17 protein-coding genes and 1 riboswitch are annotated in these 17,944 nt (G+C 70.9%); of the genes, 11 read left to right on the top strand and 6 right to left on the bottom strand.

What is annotated here, in order from left to right; translation table 11 throughout:
* Positions 1–136: 136 nt before the first annotated feature.
* Positions 137–1,474, bottom strand: coding sequence for a hypothetical protein (locus tag ACFY1L_RS28275; protein ID WP_388830180.1), 1,338 nt, complete (start codon positions 1,472–1,474; stop codon positions 137–139).
* Between the two features lie 206 nt (positions 1,475–1,680).
* On the opposite strand from ACFY1L_RS28275, the gene ACFY1L_RS28270 reads away from it, so the two are divergent.
* Positions 1,681–1,833 (top strand): hypothetical protein, encoded by a 153-nt coding sequence (locus tag ACFY1L_RS28270; RefSeq protein ID WP_388830177.1) that lies wholly within the window; start codon positions 1,681–1,683, stop codon positions 1,831–1,833.
* 97 nt (positions 1,834–1,930) lie between these two features.
* Here ACFY1L_RS28270 and ACFY1L_RS28265 read toward each other — a convergent pair whose 3' ends face one another.
* The gene (locus ACFY1L_RS28265; protein WP_388830174.1) at positions 1,931–2,251 is read right to left on the bottom strand and encodes a DUF6479 family protein; all 321 of its coding nucleotides are present in this window, start codon (positions 2,249–2,251) and stop codon (positions 1,931–1,933) included.
* Positions 2,252–2,314: 63 nt separating this feature from the next.
* On the opposite strand from ACFY1L_RS28265, the gene ACFY1L_RS28260 reads away from it, so the two are divergent.
* Positions 2,315–2,734, top strand: coding sequence for a ferredoxin (locus ACFY1L_RS28260; protein ID WP_388830171.1), 420 nt, complete (start codon positions 2,315–2,317; stop codon positions 2,732–2,734).
* Between the two features lie 81 nt (positions 2,735–2,815).
* Here the strand turns inward: ACFY1L_RS28260 and ACFY1L_RS28255 are convergent, their stop codons facing one another.
* Positions 2,816–3,391: a histidine phosphatase family protein gene (locus ACFY1L_RS28255; RefSeq protein ID WP_388830168.1), complete on the bottom strand. Its 576-nt coding sequence runs from the start codon at positions 3,389–3,391 to the stop codon at positions 2,816–2,818.
* 100 nt (positions 3,392–3,491) lie between these two features.
* Positions 3,492–3,640: riboswitch (cobalamin riboswitch) on the top strand.
* Positions 3,641–3,675: 35 nt separating this feature from the next.
* On the opposite strand from ACFY1L_RS28255, the gene ACFY1L_RS28250 reads away from it, so the two are divergent.
* The 6 genes from ACFY1L_RS28250 (at position 3,676) to ACFY1L_RS28225 (ending at position 10,614) form a co-directional block, all read left to right on the top strand.
* Positions 3,676–3,897, top strand: a complete 222-nt coding sequence (locus ACFY1L_RS28250) for a CbtB-domain containing protein (protein WP_361266458.1) — start codon at positions 3,676–3,678, stop codon at positions 3,895–3,897.
* A 23-nt stretch (positions 3,898–3,920) separates the two neighbouring features.
* Positions 3,921–4,685: a CbtA family protein gene (locus ACFY1L_RS28245; protein ID WP_388830165.1), complete on the top strand. Its 765-nt coding sequence runs from the start codon at positions 3,921–3,923 to the stop codon at positions 4,683–4,685.
* A 169-nt stretch (positions 4,686–4,854) separates the two neighbouring features.
* Complete coding sequence (locus tag ACFY1L_RS28240; protein ID WP_388830162.1) at positions 4,855–6,033, top strand: acyl-CoA dehydrogenase family protein; 1,179 nt, start codon at positions 4,855–4,857, stop codon at positions 6,031–6,033.
* 69 nt (positions 6,034–6,102) lie between these two features.
* The gene (locus ACFY1L_RS28235) at positions 6,103–6,900 is read left to right on the top strand and encodes an oxygenase MpaB family protein (protein WP_388831083.1); all 798 of its coding nucleotides are present in this window, start codon (positions 6,103–6,105) and stop codon (positions 6,898–6,900) included.
* A 62-nt stretch (positions 6,901–6,962) separates the two neighbouring features.
* A complete protein-coding gene (locus ACFY1L_RS28230) occupies positions 6,963–9,203 on the top strand; it encodes a tetratricopeptide repeat protein (protein ID WP_388830159.1) in 2,241 nt (746 codons plus the stop codon).
* A gap of 187 nt (positions 9,204–9,390) precedes the next feature.
* Positions 9,391–10,614: an RNA-guided endonuclease InsQ/TnpB family protein gene (locus ACFY1L_RS28225; RefSeq protein ID WP_388830156.1), complete on the top strand. Its 1,224-nt coding sequence runs from the start codon at positions 9,391–9,393 to the stop codon at positions 10,612–10,614.
* 58 nt (positions 10,615–10,672) lie between these two features.
* Here ACFY1L_RS28225 and ACFY1L_RS28220 read toward each other — a convergent pair whose 3' ends face one another.
* Positions 10,673–11,794, bottom strand: coding sequence for a hypothetical protein (locus ACFY1L_RS28220; protein ID WP_388830153.1), 1,122 nt, complete (start codon positions 11,792–11,794; stop codon positions 10,673–10,675).
* Positions 11,795–11,954: 160 nt separating this feature from the next.
* Between ACFY1L_RS28220 and ACFY1L_RS28215 the strand changes: the two genes are divergently transcribed.
* The 3 genes from ACFY1L_RS28215 (at position 11,955) to ACFY1L_RS28205 (ending at position 15,642) form a co-directional block, all read left to right on the top strand.
* The gene (locus ACFY1L_RS28215; RefSeq protein ID WP_388830150.1) at positions 11,955–13,532 is read left to right on the top strand and encodes a phytoene desaturase family protein; all 1,578 of its coding nucleotides are present in this window, start codon (positions 11,955–11,957) and stop codon (positions 13,530–13,532) included.
* Positions 13,529–14,296 (top strand): class I SAM-dependent methyltransferase, encoded by a 768-nt coding sequence (locus ACFY1L_RS28210; RefSeq protein ID WP_388830147.1) that lies wholly within the window; start codon positions 13,529–13,531, stop codon positions 14,294–14,296. The genes ACFY1L_RS28215 and ACFY1L_RS28210 overlap by 4 nt, the downstream gene beginning before the upstream one ends.
* A gap of 221 nt (positions 14,297–14,517) precedes the next feature.
* A complete protein-coding gene (locus ACFY1L_RS28205; protein ID WP_388830144.1) occupies positions 14,518–15,642 on the top strand; it encodes a hypothetical protein in 1,125 nt (374 codons plus the stop codon).
* On the opposite strand, the gene ACFY1L_RS28200 is transcribed toward ACFY1L_RS28205, so the two are convergent.
* Complete coding sequence (locus ACFY1L_RS28200) at positions 15,643–16,101, bottom strand: hypothetical protein (protein ID WP_388830141.1); 459 nt, start codon at positions 16,099–16,101, stop codon at positions 15,643–15,645.
* Between the two features lie 111 nt (positions 16,102–16,212).
* Complete coding sequence (locus ACFY1L_RS28195) at positions 16,213–17,937, bottom strand: serine hydrolase (RefSeq protein WP_388831081.1); 1,725 nt, start codon at positions 17,935–17,937, stop codon at positions 16,213–16,215.
* Positions 17,938–17,944: the final 7 nt, after the last annotated feature.

Genomic DNA, 17,944 nt, shown 5'->3' with positions numbered 1-17,944 from the left:
CCTGCTCGCCGTCACCGCCACGTTCCTCTTCTCGGTGAGGGTTGTCGTGCCGGCCGGAATCGTGGGGATCGTGTCCCGGAGCAACTGCTGTTGCTGGGACGCGCGGCACACCGGACACCGCCGGGCTGACGGGGTGTCACGCGGGCGCGGTGTCCAGGAACTCGCGGATCGCGAAGGCCACCAACACGATCACCGCCGTCCAGATCACGACCATCATGGTCGGGTAGCTCCAGGTGAACAGGACGATCGCGGCCACCGCCAGGATCGCGGCCCCGATCCAAGCCTTGAAGCGGTGCACGAACCGCCCCACCGCGCCCAGGCGCAGCCCCGCCGAGACGGCCACGTCCCGCCCGGCGCCGATGCCCCTGGTGCAGAAGTGGCGGGTGAGCACGGCAACTCGTGACGGTCCGATGAAGAAGGCCCCAAGGGCTGTGACCAGGGCCAGCGCCCCCACGGCCCGCACGCTGGAGCGCAGGAACCTCACCAGCGAGTCGTAGACGGCTCCCGCGGCGTCCGAGTTCGTCCCCGGCGGCAGATGGTCCAGATACACCGTTCGGAAGACGGTGAGGCACACACCCAGTAGCACCATGGCGAGGAACACCCCGATCGCGGCCCCGATCAGCGCCCGCCGGCGATGGGACGCCAGGAACACGCCCGCGGCGGCGATCAGCACCGCGATGACGGGCAGCCAGTTGCCGATGATCTGCAGCACTCTCAGATACGACTTGATCTTGCCGACGTCCTTGCCCTCGACCACGACGAATTCCGTGTGGACGTCCGGGATCTTCGCTGCCAGCGCGAAGCCCGAACTGACCAGTCGGTCCTTCACCTGGGCCACGATGGGCCCGACATCGATGGCGACCTGATTGTCCTTCAGCGAGATCGCAGAGTCGGCCGACCCGGTCAGCGCCTTGTCCACGGCGGTGTGGGCCCGGCGGTTGGCATTGGTCCAGGCCGTCTCGAAGGCGCTGCTGGAGACCACCCGCAACACGGTGCTGTGCACCAGCTCCTTGAGACCGCTCTCGATGGGACCGCTCAGGTTGCCGATGAGGCTCGCGGCCTTGGGCGGAACCCCCTTCTCCGACGCCGCGTCACTCAGCTGTGCGACCAGTGCATCCACGTCGATCTGTTTCAGTACGACGTTGGTGACCCGGGTGGTCACTGCCTGCTGGATGTCGGGGTTGGACGCCAGCGGTGCCACGGTTGCGACGTAGCGGTCGGTGTCGCGGATGATGCTGTTCGCCCAGACCGCGACCACGGCGAGCAGCGCCAGCACCGACGCCAGGATGATCAGCAGGACCGAGCCCAGGGCCCGGAGCCGGTGCTTCGGCTCGTGCCTGGCACTCTCCAGTTCACTCACCCGGCGGCGCAACTCGTCCAGTTCGTGGGCCTTCTGTGGCGAGAGCTCCTGGTCCTCGGCAGGAGTCTCACGGGGGCGCTCCGGCTCTGGTGGGGGCGCGTCGGTACCTGTCATGTCTTCGAGGAGATCCCGGCGAGGGCCGCCTGGCGAGCCGATAGGGGCCGGCGGGGTGACGGCCGTACCGGGTGCGACGGCCGATGTCCGGTGACGCAACGGCATCAAGGGGCCCACGAGCACCAGAGGTGACGTTGTGAGCGAGACCGATCGACTATGAGGTGTCGGCTGCGGGCTCAGCTGGTGTCGTGTAGACGATGGGGCCCATGGCGGAGTCCCCGTCTGTGCGGGAAGCCTGCGCGCGCTTCGGCCACGCTGCCGTGACCACCGGTCTGCGTCATCTGATGCGCGACCAGGTGCTCATGGGCCTCGGCCTGATCCTCGTCCTGGCGGTCGGATCGGCTCCCAGGCGCCGGTAATCCGGCTCCGGACTCCTCCCTTCTCCAGGTGATGGAGGGGGCGGGCCCGGCGTCAGCGGGCGCCCGGGCCGCCGCTGCCGAACGACCCGCTGCTGCCCTAGCTCCAGCGCCGCCGCGGCTTGGACGGACCGGTCCGGGTCGGTGAGTTGCCGTGCCCGGGCAGTTCGTGCGGGGTCAGTCGGCGATCGCTGCGCGGCACCTCGTCGGGTTCACGGTTCTCCAGCACCTCGCGGACCGGGCCCTCGTCCGGCAGTCGCGGCTGCTCCTCCGGGCTCGGCGGGCCCGGCTCGCGGCGCCGGATGCGGGCGCCCAGCCAGAACGCGCCGATCAGCAGTGCCACGACCACCAGGCCCGCCACGGCCAGGCCGATCCCCAGTGCGCCGCGGCCTGCGGCGATGTCCATCCATGCGGTACTCATGGGCCCGCGGGTACCCGGGGCGTCCGCCATGAACCTGCCCACCCCGGCCCCACCGCCGTAACCATGGCGAACACCGGGTTTGGCGCGATCGGCAGCGGCTACCCGCAGAGTGTGACATCGACGACCCAGCAGGAGCTCTTCCAGTTCCTGGAGGACCGCTTCGCCTGCGCGCTGGCATGCACCGAGTGCGCACGCGCGTGTGCGCTGCGCGCCGGCCTCGTGGATCCGGACGGCACGGAGGAGCAGGAACTCGTACGACGCAAGGGCATCATGTGCGCGGAGGTGTGCGACGCGACGTGCCGGGTGCTGTCCGAGCAGAACCGCCTGGACGAGGCCGGTATGCGTATCCAGGTGGAGTGGTGCCGCACGGTGTGCCTGGAGTGCGCGCACGTCTTCGACCGGCAGCCGGGTGCCGAGGACGGCGCGAAGGCCTGCCGGGAGTGCGCCCAGGCGTGCACGGACTTCCTCGACACGCTGAACTGACGCCCACTGACGTTCCTGGAGACGGTGCATCGACGCCCACGGTGGGGCGCGGATCCGCCCGGCGCCGCAGTGAACCGGCGCTCACTCCGCGGTGCCGAGCGGCCGGCCGAGCCGTACGTTCCACCGCCCCGCCCTGCCGCTGAGCTCCACGGCGGCCAGCGGCGGGACGTCGGCGCGCCAGAACGACGACTCCGGCGCGCCGAGCGCCCGTACCACCGCGGCCCGTACGACCTCGGGCTCGACCACGGCCACGCTCGCACCCGCCGACTGCCCGGCCGTCTCCAGCCAGCCCGCCACCCGGTCGCACAGCGCCCGCACCGACTCACCGCCGTGCGGCGCCGAACCGGGATCCGACAGCCACCGGGCCAGTCCCTCGGGATCCCGCTCACCGACCTCCGCCAGCGTCGCCCCGCGCCAGCGCCCCGCGTCCAGCCCCGCCAACTCCGGTGCGTCCAGGGCGTCCAGCCCGAGCGCACCGGCCGTCTCACGGCAGCGCACGGTGGGGGAGGACCAGGCCCGCTCGACCGCGGGGACCGTACCGGCGGCGGCCTGCGCCTGCCGCAGTCCGGCCGCGTCCAGGGAGCAGCCGTCGTCGAAGCGGGCCTGTCTCAGCGCCGCGGTGATCGCGGGTGAGATCAAGATCACTCGGCTCGTCATGCGCCCACTCCCGCGCTCAACACCCTTGTCCAGCCCCTCGATTCGGCGGCGAAAGCGGTTCCCAGGGCGCTCGCCGCACTTCCGTGCGCTCTTGGCCGCGCCTCCGCTTCGCGGTACCGTCTCGTCGATATTGACGACGGCACAGCGGAAGCCGGTGGGAATCCGGCACGGTCGCGCCACTGTAATGCCCTGCACGCACCCTGGGTGCGCGCCGGGCGAGTCAGACCCGCCCGTCGTCCTGTGCACCACCGAGACGGGACGCGAGTTCCCCAGGAGGGCCTGCCATGGCGCAGTCTGTCGCTCAGCCGACCACCACCCCCACCGCCGTACCGGCGAAGCTGCCGATCGGTGCGATCGTCCCCTGGGCGGTCTTCTTCGGCATCCTGATGCTGGTCCTGCTCTACTTCGTCGGCGCCGAGCAGGGCGCCACCTCCGTGATGAGTGGAGAGAACGTCCACGAGTGGGTGCACGACGCCCGCCACCTGCTCGGTTTCCCCTGCCACTGACGGCCGGGGAGAACGCACAGCCCATGAACTCGGCAACCGTCCGCAACCTCCTGGTGCGTGGCATGCTCGCGGGACTCGCCGCGGGCCTGCTCGCCCTCGTCGTCGCCTACTTCCTCGGTGAACCGCGCGTCGACGCGGCCATCGCCTACGAGGAGGCGCACTCCCACGAGCACGGCGTCGAAGCCGTCAGCCGCACGATGCAGTCCACCGCGGGTCTGTCCACCGGTGTCCTCGTCTACGGCATCGCGTTCGGCGGCATCGCCGCGCTCGCGTACTGCTTCGCGCTGGGCCGGATCGGCCGCTTCGGGCCGCGCGCGAGCGCGCTGCTCCTGGCGGCCGCCGGCCTGATCGCCGTGTACGTCGTGCCGTTCCTGAAGTACCCGGCCAACCCGCCGTCCGTCGGCGACCCCGACACCATCGGCAAGCGCACCACGCTGTACTTCCTGATGATGGCGCTCAGCGTGCTGCTCGCCGTCGCCACCGTGATCCTGGGCAAACGCCTCGCGCCGCGCCTGGGCAACTGGAACGCCACGCTCGTCGCAGGAGCCTTCTTCCTTCTCGTCGTCGGGCTGGCGTACGCGTTCCTGCCCGCGATCAACGAGGTCCCGAAGGACTTCTCGGCCACCCTGCTGTGGCAGTTCCGCCTGGCGGCCCTGGCCGTCCAGGCGACTCTGTGGACCTCCTTCGGGCTGGTCTTCGGATTGCTGGCGGAGCGTCTGCTGGCCCCGAAAGGGGCCGAGTCGTCGGTAACCCGGGCCGAGGCCCGGGCAACTCCTGTCGCGCACTGAGCACTTCAGCCGCGCACTGAACAGTTCAACGAAAGGGGTCCCCGGACGACGGCCGGGGGCCCTTTTCCGTATGCCGCGCCAATCCCCGATGCACCGGGCCATTCCCAATTTCTGAAACACGTTCTACGGTGTGCGCCGTCAGGACCGGTCCCGGGAGCCTGGAGGCGCCGTGCACCTCGAATACACGCCCGAGCAGCAGCGGCTGCGCACCGAACTGCGCGCGTACTTCGCCGAGTTGGTGCCCGACAACTCCTATGCCCGGCACGGCGACCCGGCGGCCCAGAAGCGCTTCTACCGCGAGACCATCCGGCGCCTGGGCACGGACGGCTGGCTCGGCGTGGGCTGGCCCGAGGAGTACGGCGGGCGTGGGCTCACGGCGATGGAACAGTTCATCTTCTTCGACGAGGCCGCCCAGGCCGGCGTCCCGCTGCCGCTGATGGCGCTCAACACGGTCGGGCCGACGATCATGCAGTTCGGCACCGACGAGCAGAAGGCCTACTTCCTGCCGAAGGTCCTCTCCGGCGAGATCGACTTCGCGATCGGCTACAGCGAACCCGACGCGGGCACCGACCTCGCATCCCTCAAGACGCGCGCGGTGCGCGACGGCGACGAGTACGTCGTCAACGGCCAGAAGATCTGGACGACCAACGGCGACACCGCGGACTGGGTGTGGCTGGCGACCCGCACCGACCCGGACGCCCCGCCGCACAAGGGCATCACCATGCTGCTCGTCCCGACCACCGACCCCGGCTACTCCTGCACTCTCATCAACACCCTCGCCTCCCACGACACCACGGCCAGCTACTACGAGAACATCCGCGTCCCCGTCTCCCGCCGGGTCGGCGCCGAGAACCAGGGCTGGCGGCTGATCACCAACCAGCTCAACCACGAGCGCGTCACCCTCGCCGCCCACGGCACGATGGCCATCCGCGCCCTGCAGGACGTGCAGCGCTGGGCCACCGAGACCAAGCTCGCCGACGGCCGCCGCGTGCTCGACCTGCCCTGGGTGCGTCGCCGCCTCGCCCAGACCCACACCAAACTCGACGCGATGAAACTCCTCAACTGGCAGATGGTGAACGCCGCCCAGAACGGCACCCTCACCCCTCAGGACGCCTCCGCGGTCAAGGTCTACGGCTCCGAGGCCCGACGGGATGCCTACGCCTGGCTCATGGAGATCGTCGCCGCGGCGGGAGCCCTCAAGGAGGGCTCGACGGGCGCGGTCCTCCACGGCGAACTGGAACGCGGCTACCGCTCGGCGGTCATCTTCACCTTCGGCGGCGGCAACAACGAGATCCAGCGGGAGATCATCTCGTGGATCGGTCTGGGGATGCCGAGGGTACGGCGATAGCCTGCAGAGGTGACGGACATCCAGGCAGGAGACCCCGGGCTGTTCGGACCGTCCTCGGTGACCTGGCAGATGCACGGCGACCCCATGATGTGGGTCGCCGGCGTCCGCGCGCTCTACCTCCAGGCGCTGCACCCCCGGGCGGTGCGCGGCGTGATGCAGAACTCCGACTTCCGGCGTGACGCCTGGGGCCGGCTGATGCGCACCGCCAACTTCGTCGGCACCACGACGTACGGCACCAGCGAGGCCGCCGAGCGGGCCGGCGCCCGCGTCCGGAAGATCCACAGCATGCTGTCGGCGACCGATCCCGGCACGGGGGAGCAGTACGGCGTCGACGAACCGGAACTGCTGCTGTGGGTGCACTGCGCCGAGATCGACTCCTACCTCCAGGTCGCCCGCCGCTCCGGCTTCCGTCTCACCGACGCCGAGGCCGACCGCTACATCGGCGAACACCGCGTCAGCGCCCGCCTGGTGGGCCTCGACCCCGACGCCGTACCCGCCGACCAGCAGGAGATGGCCGCCTACTTCGACAAGGTCCGACCCGAACTCGCCGTCGGACCCGAGGCACGCGAAGTGGACGACTTCCTCCTCCGCCCCCCGACGCACTTCCTCCTCGTCCCGGCGCGCGAGGTGCTGTGGCGGCGCGTGGCACAGCTGGCGTACGCCGCCCTGCCGCCGTACGCCCACGAGCTGTACGGCAGACCGGCCCCGAAACCCGACACGGTCACCCTGCAACTGCGTGCCACGGGCAACCTACTTCGCTGCATTCCCGCACGTGTGCGCTGGCAACTCCCGCCCAAACACATCCTCCGCGCCATGTCACGGCTCGGCCCCGGCTCCCGCCCGGCACCGTACAAACTCGGACGATAGCTCGCCATACTGGACGAGCCAGGGGTGGGCGGGGCGAACAGTTACGGGGGCGATCGCAGAAGATGGGGGACAGCAGGCTGATCCAGGGCCGGTACCGGCTGCTCGATCTGATCGGGCGGGGCGGTATGGGCGAGGTGTGGCGGGCCCGCGACGAGTCCCTCGGCCGGCATGTCGCCGTGAAGTGCCTCAAGCCCCTCGGCCCGCACCACGACCAGTCCTTCACCCGCGTCCTGCGCGAGCGCTTCCGCCGCGAGGCCCGCGTGGCCGCAGCCCTGTCGCACCGCGGGGTGACCGTCGTCCACGACTTCGGCGAGTCCGACGGCATCCTCTACCTGGTGATGGAGCTGCTGGAGGGCCGCAACCTCTCCCAGCTCATGGAGGACAACAAGCACCACCCGCTGCCCGTCGGGGACGTTGTGGAGATCGCCGACCAGGTCGCCTCCGCCCTCGCCTACACCCACCAGCAGGGCATCGTGCACCGCGACCTGAAACCCGCCAACATCATGCGGCTGACCGACGGCACGGTGAAGATCTGCGACTTCGGCATCGCCCGTCTCGGCCACGACATCGGCTTCACCTCCCGGCTGACCGGCACCGGCATCGCGATGGGCACCCCGCACTACATGTCGCCCGAGCAGATCGGCGGCAGCGAGGTCGACCAGCGCAGCGACCTGTATTCGCTGGGGTGTGTCCTGTACGAGATCGCCACGGGCGCCCCGCCGTTCGACCTCGACGACGCCTGGGCGATCCTGGTCGGCCACCGCGACACGCCGCCCCGGCCGCCGCGCACCCAGCGCGCCGAACTGCCCGAGTACCTCGAGAAGATCATCCTGGACCTGCTGGCCAAGCGGCCCGAGCAACGTCCGCACGACGCCCGGGAGCTGGGGCGCAGAATCAGCCTGGGCCGTACGACGCCGACGTACGTGCCGACGGTGGTGACCCCGCAGCCGGTGCTCCGGCCGCCCGAGCAGCCCGCCTCCCGCGAGGCGCGCCTGCCGTCCTGGACCCGCGGCATGACCACCGGCCACAAGGCCACCGGCGCCGGCCTCAGCACCACACCCCCGGACGCCGGGGCCGGCCTGACCGGCGAGTGGATCCCGCGCCCCCCGAACGGGCGGACCGAGGAGCCCGCGCCCGAGCAGCCGTCCGCCCCCTCCGCGGAAACCCTCACCGCCCTGGCCGGACGCCACAACGCCGGGCTCAGCCTCGGCCGCCTGGGCCGCTGGGCGGAGGCCGGCGAGGTGCACCGCGCGGTCGCCGCGGAACGCGCCCACCTCCTCGGCCCCGACCACCCCGACACCCTCGCCAGCCGTTACGAGGTCGCCTTCACCCTCAGCCGTACCGGCCGCGCCACCGACGCGCTGCAGGAGTACAAGTTCGTGGCCGCGGCCAGAACCCGCGCCCTGGGTGCCGACCATCCCGACACGCTCGCCGCCCGACAGGAAATGGCGTACGTGCTGGGGCAGTTGGGCCGTCACTTCGACGCCCACCAGGTGTACACGTCCGTGCTCGCCGCCCGGGAGCGCGGCATGGGCCCCGATCACCCGGACACCCTGCGCTGCCGCCACAACCTCGCCTTCAACCTCAGCCGCCTCGGCCGCCTGGAGGACTCGTACCGGATGGCCTGCGACGTGGCCGCCGCCCGCACCCGCGTGCTCGGCGCGGACCACCCCGACACCCTGGTCACCCGCTACGAAGTCGCCTACGCGCTCGGCCAGTTGGGGCGCTGGCCCGAGGCCCTGCAGACCTACCACGAGGTCGCCGAGGCCCGCGCCCAGGCCCTCGGCCCCGACCACGCCGACACCCTCGCCGCCCGCTACGAGGTCGGCATCAGCCTCGGCCGACTCGGCCGCAGCGCCGAAGCCCTCACCCTCTACCGCGACCTCATCGACGACCGCACCCGCGTCCAGGGCCCCACCCACCCCGAGACCCTGCGCGCCCGCCACGGCCTCGGCGTCAACCTCGGCCGCCTGGGCCGCTGGGAGGAGGCCCTCGCCGAGTCCCGCGACGTCTGCGCCATCCGCGAGCGCGTCCTGGGCCCCGAGCACCCCGACACCCTCGTCAGCCGCCGCGAGGTCGCCGTCGGCCTCGGCTGGCTCGGCCGCTGGCCCGACGCCCTCACCGAGTACCGCCGCGTCGCCGCCGCCCGCGAGCGCGTCCTGGGCCCCGACCACCCCGACACCCTGGCCAGCCGCAACGACGAGGCCCACTGCCTGGAACAACTCGGCCGCGGCGCCGAGGCCGTCGAGCTCTACCGCCGGGTGGCGGTGCTCCGCCAGCAGCGGGCGTCCGGCGGGCGATGACGTCGGGGGCTACCGGGATTCATTCGCAGTGCTCCGGCCTTCAGGCCGCAGGTGAACCGACTCTCGTGGCGGGGACGCGGAGCGTCGCGGTGGCGTTCCGGCGGAGCCGGACCCTGCTCGTGACGGTGACGGGTCGCTCGTCTGTTCCCGGTGACGACGTGGGTTCGATGTGCCTAGTGTGATCGTCATGCAGCTCCGGTACGCCTTCAGGCTGTACCCCGACGCCGCTCAGCGGGCCGCGCTGGCCAGGGCGTTCGGGTGCGCCCGCGTCGTGTTCAACGACGCGGTGCGGGCCCGCGAGGACGCCCGCAGGGCCGAGCTGCCGTTCCCGACAGCCGGTCAGCTGTCCACGCGCCTGATCACCCAGGCCAAGCGGACGGCGGAGCGGTCCTGGCTGGGCGAGGTCTCCGCCGTCGTACTCCAGCAGTCCCTGCGGGATGCCGAGGCCGCCTACAAGAACTTCTTCGCCTCCTTCAAAGGCACCCGCAAGGGCCCGAAGCTCGGCGCACCGCGCTTGAAGTCCCGTAAGGACGCCCGGCAGTCGATCCGGTTCACCGCCAACGCCCGCTGGCACCTCACCGGCAGCGGCCGGCTGAGCCTGCCGAAGATCGGCGCGGTGAAGGTGAAATGGTCCCGCACCCTGCCCGCCACACCGTCCTCGGTCACGGTGATCAAGGACGCGGCCGGCCGGTACTTCGCGTCCTTCGTCATCGACACCGACCCCGCCGCTGATGCGGCACGGATGCCCGACACCGACCAGAGCATCGGCATCGATCTCGGCCTGAGTCACTTCGCGGTCCTGTCCACCGGCGAGAAGATCGACTCCCCGCGGTTCCTGCGCCGCGCAGAGAAGAAACTGAAGAAGGCCCAGCGAGAGCTGTCCCGCAAACAGAAGGGATCGAAGAACCGCGACAAGGCCCGCCGCAAGGTTGCCCGCGCCCACGCCCAGGTCGCCGACGCGCGCCGGGAGTTCCACCATCAGCTTTCCACGAGGCTGATCTCCGAGAACCAAGGGATCGCCGTAGAGGACCTGTCGGTGAAGGCTCTGGCCCGCACCAGGCTGGCCAAGTCCGTGCACGACGCCGGATGGGCACAGTTCATCAACATGCTCCAGTACAAGGCGCAGCGCTACGGCCGCACCCTGGTGAAGATCGGCCGGTTCGAGCCGACCTCCCAGACCTGCTCCACCTGCGGCGCCGTGGACGGACCCAAACCCCTCAGCGTCCGGGAATGGACCTGTACCGCCTGCGGCACCGTCCACGACCGGGACCACAACGCCGCACTCAACGTGAAGACGGCCGCCGGACTGGCGGTATCGGCCTGCGGAGCGCCGGTAAGACCGGGAGTAATCCCGGCACAGCGCGAAGAAACAGGAAGCCAGGGACTCCCGACCGGAAACCGTGCCGCCTAGCGGCACAGCGCCCAGCCAGGGAAGGCCAAAATCCTCGCCCTTCAGGGCGAGGAGCATGTCAAGGCTTTCCGTCCTCCACCGAGGGCGCGGGAAGACCGGGACCGCGGACGGCGTCCAGCACCGCCTGCCCCTGGTTGTCGACGGACTTCGTGAACAGCTGCTGGGAGTAACCGAAGACGACGGCCCAGGCGATGATCTGAGCCGTCGAGTCGAGCGCACTGAGCCCCGGGATGAACCCACCGCGCATCAGCAGCAGTCCGAGCACCGCGGTGAGCGCACCGGTCGGCAGCTTCAGCAGCGCGAGCACCACCGGCACGTTGTACGGCAGCGAAGTTCCCCTGATCCGCCGCAGTGCCGCCGCGGACGCGATCCCCGCGGACACGACACCGACGATCTCGACGACGAGGTAGTCACCTTCACGGGCGGTATTGGCGATCGACGTTGTCGTGGGTTTGGTCGCGCTGACGGCGCTCGCCTGCGTCGGGCAGACGACCTGGAACTTGCCGTGAACCTCCGGTGTGAAGCACAGCGGGACCATGTCCTTCCACGCATAGGCGGCGATGGCGAGGCCCACCGCCGCGAGCGTCAGACCGATCGTCACCACCACGACGATCCGTACGAAGCTCCGCACCCGCAGCGTCTCCTTGCGCAGCAGCCGCCGGGCCAGGCTGACCGTCTCGGCGAGGAAGGCACGGTCGCTGGGCGCGAGCTTGGAGTTGTTCGGATCGTTGAGCTTGCCGGCGATCTCAGTGATGCGCTCGTGGCGCGGATCGGTGGGTGTGAAGTGCTCCTCGACGAGGGCCACCATCTGCGGAAGGAGCGCCTTGACGTCGTCCAGCGACGCCAGCCACACCATGAGGTTCAGCGCGGCGTCGACGTGCGACTGGGCGACGCCCGTGTGCGCCGCTCCCCTCATCATGGGATGGTCTTCATGCTCGAGGGTCTTCGTGGCCGCATCGAGTTCCGCGCGTGCCTTCTCCGCGTAGTACGGGGCCAGGGCGCTGCGTTCACTGTCCTCGAGCGCTCGCGTTTCGAGGGCATGGAGGACGGCGTCCAGTTCGGCGATCCTCGCGAGCAGGAGTTCCTTCTGTTCCCAGTGCCCGCGCTCCTTGCGAGAGGCCCAGAACGGCATCTTCCGTCCGAGACTGCCCGCCCATGATCCCGTCCTCTTCCCGTTCATTCCGCGTCTCCTCGCCCACACGTGCCACCGACCAGGCATGCAGAGATGAGGTTCGGCGTGCGCACGGGACGACTTGACGGTGCCTCGCCCAAGTGGAGGGAGGAACTCACTGCAGAAGCGTTCTCTCGCCAAGGTGGATCACCCCGTGTTACGAAGAACCATGCCTGCACACGAGGGACTCGCGACGCACCGCACCTACGACGCCGTGATCGTCGGCGGCGGACACAACGGCCTGGTCGCCGCCGCCTACCTGGCCCGGGCCGGACGCTCCGTACTGGTGCTGGAGCGGCTGGACCACACCGGGGGCGCCGCCGTCTCCACCCGGCCGTTCGCCGGTGTCGACGCGCGGCTGTCGCGCTACTCGTACCTGGTCAGCCTGCTGCCGAAGAAGATCGTGCGGGACCTCGGCCTCGACTTCCGCATCCGCACCCGCACCATCTCCTCGTACACCCCCGTGGAACGGGAAGGCCGGCCCACCGGACTCCTCGTGGGCGGCGGCCAGGCGCGCACCCGGGAGGCCTTCGCCCGGCTCACCGGCTCCGACCGCGAGTACGAGGCCTGGCAGCGCCTCTACGGCATGACCGGCCGCGTCGCCGAGCGGGTCTTCCCGACCCTCACCGAGCCGCTGCCGGAGCGCGAGGAACTGCGCCGCCGCATCGACGACGAGGAGGCCTGGCGCACCCTGTTCGAGGACCCGATCGGCGTCGCGATCGAGGAGCGCTTCACCGACGACCTCGTCCGGGGCGTCGTCCTCACCGACGCCCTCATCGGCACCTTCGCCGACGCCCACGACCCCTCGCTGCGCCAGAACCGCTGCTTCCTCTACCACGTGATCGGCGGCGGCACCGGCGCCTGGGACGTCCCCGTCGGCGGCATGGGCGCCCTCACCGACGCCCTGGCCACCGCCGCCCGGGACGCGGGCGCCGTCATCGCCACCGGCCACGAGGCCGTGCGCATCGACACGGACGGCCGAACCGCCGAGATCACCTACCGGACCCCCGACGGCGAGGGCGTCGCCGCCGCCCGGCACGTCCTCGTGGGCGCCTCCCCGCAGGCACTCGCCGAGCTGACCGGCGACGCAGCCCCGGCTCCCGCCGAGGGCGCCCAGCTCAAGGTGAACATGCTCCTCAAACGGCTGCCGATGCTGCGCGACAGCTCCGTCGACCCACGCGAGGCGTTCTCCGGCACCTTCCACATCGCCGAGGGCTACGACCAACTCGCCGCCGCCCACGCCCAGGCCACCGCCGGCGAACTCCCGGCAGCACCGCCCTCCGAGATCTACTGCCACTCCCTCACCGACCCGACGATCCTCGGCCCGGACCTGGTCGAACAGGGCTACCAGACACTGACGTTGTTCGGCCTTCACACCCCCGCCCGGCTCTTCGAACGGGACAACGACGCCGTACGGGACGAGCTGTTGAAGACGACACTCGCCCAACTCGACGCCCACCTCGCCGAACCGATCGCCGACTGCCTGGCCGTCGATGCCGACGGCCGGCCCTGCATCGAGGCCAAGACCCCACTCGACCTGGAACGCGACCTGCGCCTGCCCGGCGGCAATATCTTCCACCGCGAACTCGCCTGGCCCTACGCCCAGGACGACACCGGCCGTTGGGGCGTGGAGACCCGGCACGCGAACGTGCTGCTGTGCGGGGCGGGCGCCGTGCGCGGCGGGGGAGTGAGCGGCGTACCGGGGCACAACGCGGCGATGGCGGTACTGGAGGCGACGGGCGAGTGACCGACTCGGCGCGGGACTTCTACGACTCGCTCGCCGCCGACTACCACCGCATCTTCCCGGACTGGGAAGCGAGCATGACCCGCCAGGCCGCGGCACTGGACGGCCTCGTCCGCCGCCAACTCGGCGCCGGGCCACACAAGTTGCTCGACTGCGCCTGCGGAATCGGCACCCAGGCGATCGGGCTCGCCCGCGCCGGACACCGGGTCGTCGGCAGCGACCTGAGCCCCGTCGCCGCCGCCCGGGCCACCGCAGAAGCCGATGCCCGCGGGATCGGCCTTCCGGTCGTGGCGGCGGACATGCGCCAACTGCCCTTCCGGTCAGGCGAGTTCGACGTCGTTGTCTGCGCCGACAACTCGCTCGCACACCTGCTGACCGGGCAGGACGTGGCGGCCGCCCTCCGCGCCATGCGGCGCGTACTCAGGGACGATGGGCTGCTCCTGCTCACCCTCCGGGACTACGACGAACTCCGCCGGACCCGCCCGGCCGCCGCGCCTCCCCAGGTGTCGCACGGCGCCGACGGCCGCTCGATCACCTTCCAGCTCTGGCACTGGCACGACGACGGCGAACACTACGACCAGGAGTACTTCCAGCTCCTGCCCGACGGGGAGGACTGGGAGGTGCGGGTGCGCCGTACGACGTCCTGGGCGCTGACCCGGAGCGAGGTGACCGACGCGGCGGCCGCGGCCGGCTTCGCCGACCTCGCCTGGCACACGCCGGACACCAGAGGCTTCTACCAGCCTGTACTGGCAGCGAGAGCGGGCTAGGGGCGCAGCCGGGGGAGCCTCGTCCTCGACGCACTGTCGATCATCCGGTGTGAGTCACATCTCGTTGTACACAAACGGCCGATCTGCCTAGCCTGCGGGGGTCCGTCCCGGGTGGCCTCCGCCGCCGGAACGCCCAGACCTGCGGAGACGGGGACTGCGGTCCGTTCAGAACAGCTCCCCTCGCAGGCTCCGTCGAGGAAGCCCCCACTATGCACCTTTCCATGTCTCCTGCCCGCCTGGGCGTGGCCGGCGCAGCCGCGGCGGCGCTGCTCCTGCCGCTCGCCGGCCAGGCCTCCGCCGCCCCGTCCGTCACTCAGGACAGCCTGACCCCGACCACGATGACCGCGGGCGTCGCGACCTCGGCCAAGCTGACCGTGCACTCGTCCAGCTGCTTCACGGCCAAGACGCTCGGCGTCGGCGTGCGGGACGCGGCCGGCAAGAACCTGGACTTCCCGGGCAACGCCTCGAATGTCCGAATATGCCCGAGCGGTGTGAAGTTCACCAGCGGCTCACGCACGCTGCCCGCCGGCACGTACACGATCTTCGGCTTCTGGCAGGAGTCCGGCGGGGCCTGGCACAACCTGCCGTCGAAGAAGCTGACCGTCGGCGCGGCCTCGGCCACCGCGAGCCCGACGCCGACCGGTGGCAGCGGCTCGCCGATCTCCGGCCAGTCCCTGACCTGGTCGGACGACTTCTCCAGCAGCATCGCCTGGGGCTCGAAGTGGGTCGGCGACACGAGCTCGTCCTACCGCTACGGCGACCACAACCCGGACGACAACAAGCTCGACTGGCTGGACCAGGGCAAGGTCACGACCTCGGGCGGCATCGCCACCTTCACCGCCCAGCCCTCCTCGCACACCCTGGAGAACGGCAAGCAGGCGTGGGCCACCGGCCTGCTCACCACCGAGGGCTCCAGCGGCGGCTTCCAGGTGAAGACCGGCGACTACGCCGAGACCCGGGTCAAGCTGCCCTCCGGCAGCGGCGCCTGGCCGGCCCTGTGGACCTGGAAGGACGGCAACGGCGAGATCGACTCCTTCGAGTACCACCCGGACAACCCGAACCTGCTGGAGCTGACCAGCCACGTCACCTCAGGTTCCGACTACTACACCGACTCCGGCGCGATAGCCCCCGGTCAGTGGGTCACCATAGGCACCCACTACGGTGCCGACTCGGTGGACTGGTACGTCAACGGCAAGAAGGTCTACTCCGACGGCCACGGCGTGGGCAGCAACTTCTCCGCGTACCTGATCCTCAACCTGTCGGTCTGCGCCGGCCAGTACCACCCCGCGCCCAGTGGTTCGACGCCGCTCACCATGCAGGCGGACTACGTGAAGGTGTACCGCTGATCAGCTGACGGACAGCGTGAACGGCGTGCGGTCGTTCCCCGGAGCGCAGTCGTCGTCGCTGACCACCTGGACGTGCCCCTCGGCCTTGGCGCCGGGGGGCACGTCGGCGTCCACCCGGACCGGAACCAGCGCGGTGGCCGTCCGCAGCCGCGCCAGCCCGGCCCCGAAGGTGCACCGCACCACGCGGCCGGCCGCGTCGGCCCGGCAGTCCTCCGGGAAGTACGGCCCCTCGGCGGTGAATCCCTGGGGCAGGTCCACGACCACGGTGAACGGCGAGGCGGTCCGGTCCGGCCCCTGGTTGGACACGAAGGCGTGCACCACGGTACGGCCGCCGGGCGGCGCGGGGTCCGGGTCGAGCCGGACCACCTGCAGGTCCGAGTCCGAGGGCGCGGCCGCCAGGCCGGTCGCACACACCACCGCCACGCCCACCGCGAGCGCGGTCGCCACCCTTCTGGCCATCCGACGCCTCCCACTCTCCGTGCATCGATCGCTGCTCACGGTAGTGGGGTGGTGGGGGATTCGCAGGTCAGCACCCGTCGACGGCGGGGCCCGATCGGCTGAAGGCGGCGGCTAATCGGCCGACGGCACCCACCCCGCCGCCACGATCCGCGCCGAGTCGGCCGGTCGCGCCTCGTCGAACAGGACGTCGTCGTCCGTCGTCTCGACGCGGAGCCCGTCGACGTATGCGCCCCGGCCGACGTACAGCTTGTCGGTCGTGTACCGCCAGCGCAGAGCCAGTCCCGCGTGTGCCGGGAGCGCCGCCGTCACTCGGTGCCAGGCCCGGCCCGACCAGCCGGTGACCGAGCCCGAGGGGTGCTCCTGCGGATCCTCGCCCCGGCGCACCGTCGTGAACGGCACCGGCTGCCAGGTCGTGCCGCCGTCCGTCGTGGCCTCCAGGATCAGGACGTCCGACTGGGGTTCGGTGTCCCACCACAGGGCGGCGCACAGTCGTACGTCTTCGGACGTCGTGTCGAGCGCAGGGAGCGTGAGCGTGGCGCTCGCCGCGCTCGCCATGCCGGAGAACCATGCCGTACGGCCGTGGGCGGGACGGACGGGCGCGGCGCGCGCGAGGTTGTTGCCCGCGGCGACCCGCGGAGCGGAACCGGACCGCCAACTGCGCACGGGATGTACCGAGTTGCCGAGCACGACGAGGAAGGAGTCGGTTGTCGGATCCAGGACGAGTGAGGTCCCGGTGAAGCCGGTGTGCCCCGCGGTGCGCGGGGTGGCCATCGCACCCATGTACCAGTGCTGGTAAAGCTCGAAGCCCAGGCCGTGCTCGTCGCCGGGAAACGCCGTGTTGAAGTCGGTGAACATCAACTCGACCGACTCCGGCCGCAGGATGCGCGCCCGGCCGTAGCGGCCGCCGTTGAGCAGCGTCCGGCCGAGCACCGCCAGGTCCCACGCGCAGGAGAACACCCCGGCGTGCCCGGCGACTCCGCCGAGACTGTAGGCGTTCTCGTCGTGCACCTCACCCCACACAAGGCCCCGGTCCAGGCCGGACCAGGGCTTGCGGGCGTCCTCCGTGGCCGCGATCTTCGGCTTCCAGGAGGCGGGCGGGTTGTAGCGGGTGCGATCGAGGTCGAGCGGTGCGGTGATCTCGTCGCGGAGGAGGACGTCCAGCGGGCGGCCGGTGATCCTTTCCAGCACCAACTGGAGGGAGATCAGGTTCAGGTCGGAGTAGAGGTATTTGGTGCCGGGCGGGTTGATCGGTGCCTCGTCGAAGACGAGTTGGATCTTCTCGTCGTGCGTCGGTGCGTTGTACAGCGGGATCCAGGCGCGGAACCCCGAGGTGTGGGTGAGGAGCTGACGGATCGTGATGTCCTGCTTGCCCGCCTTCCCGAACTCCGGGACGTACGAGGCGACCGTGCCCTCCAGCTCGAGCGCGCCTCGCTCCATCTGTTGCACGGCCAGCAGCGAGGTGAACAGCTTGGACACCGAGGCCAGGTCGAAGACGGTGTCCTCGGCCATGGCGATCTGCTGGTCGGCCGGGAACTCGACGCCGGTGTCGGTCTTCTCGTCGTACGCCTGATAGCGCACCGCCATGCCGATGGGCCGGTGCAGTGCGACGGTGCCGCCGCGTCCGGCGAGCAGCACGGCGCCCGCGTACCAGGGGTGCCTGGGGGAGGGGCCGAGGAACGCCTCGGCGTCCGTGACCAGTTGACGCAGGTGGGCCGGGAGCAGGCCGGCGCGTTCCGGGGAGCCGTGGTGCAGGGTGGGGTGCCCGGAGCCGGACGCTGCCTGCGCCGCCGGGCCGGCCGGGAACGGGGCGATGGCCAGGGCGCCGCCCAAGGCCATGGCTCTT

It is taken from the genome of Streptomyces sp. NPDC001663 (assembly GCF_042893105.1).
GTDB lineage: Bacteria > Actinomycetota > Actinomycetes > Streptomycetales > Streptomycetaceae > Streptomyces.
This window is presented reverse-complemented; position numbering and strand designations above follow the sequence as displayed.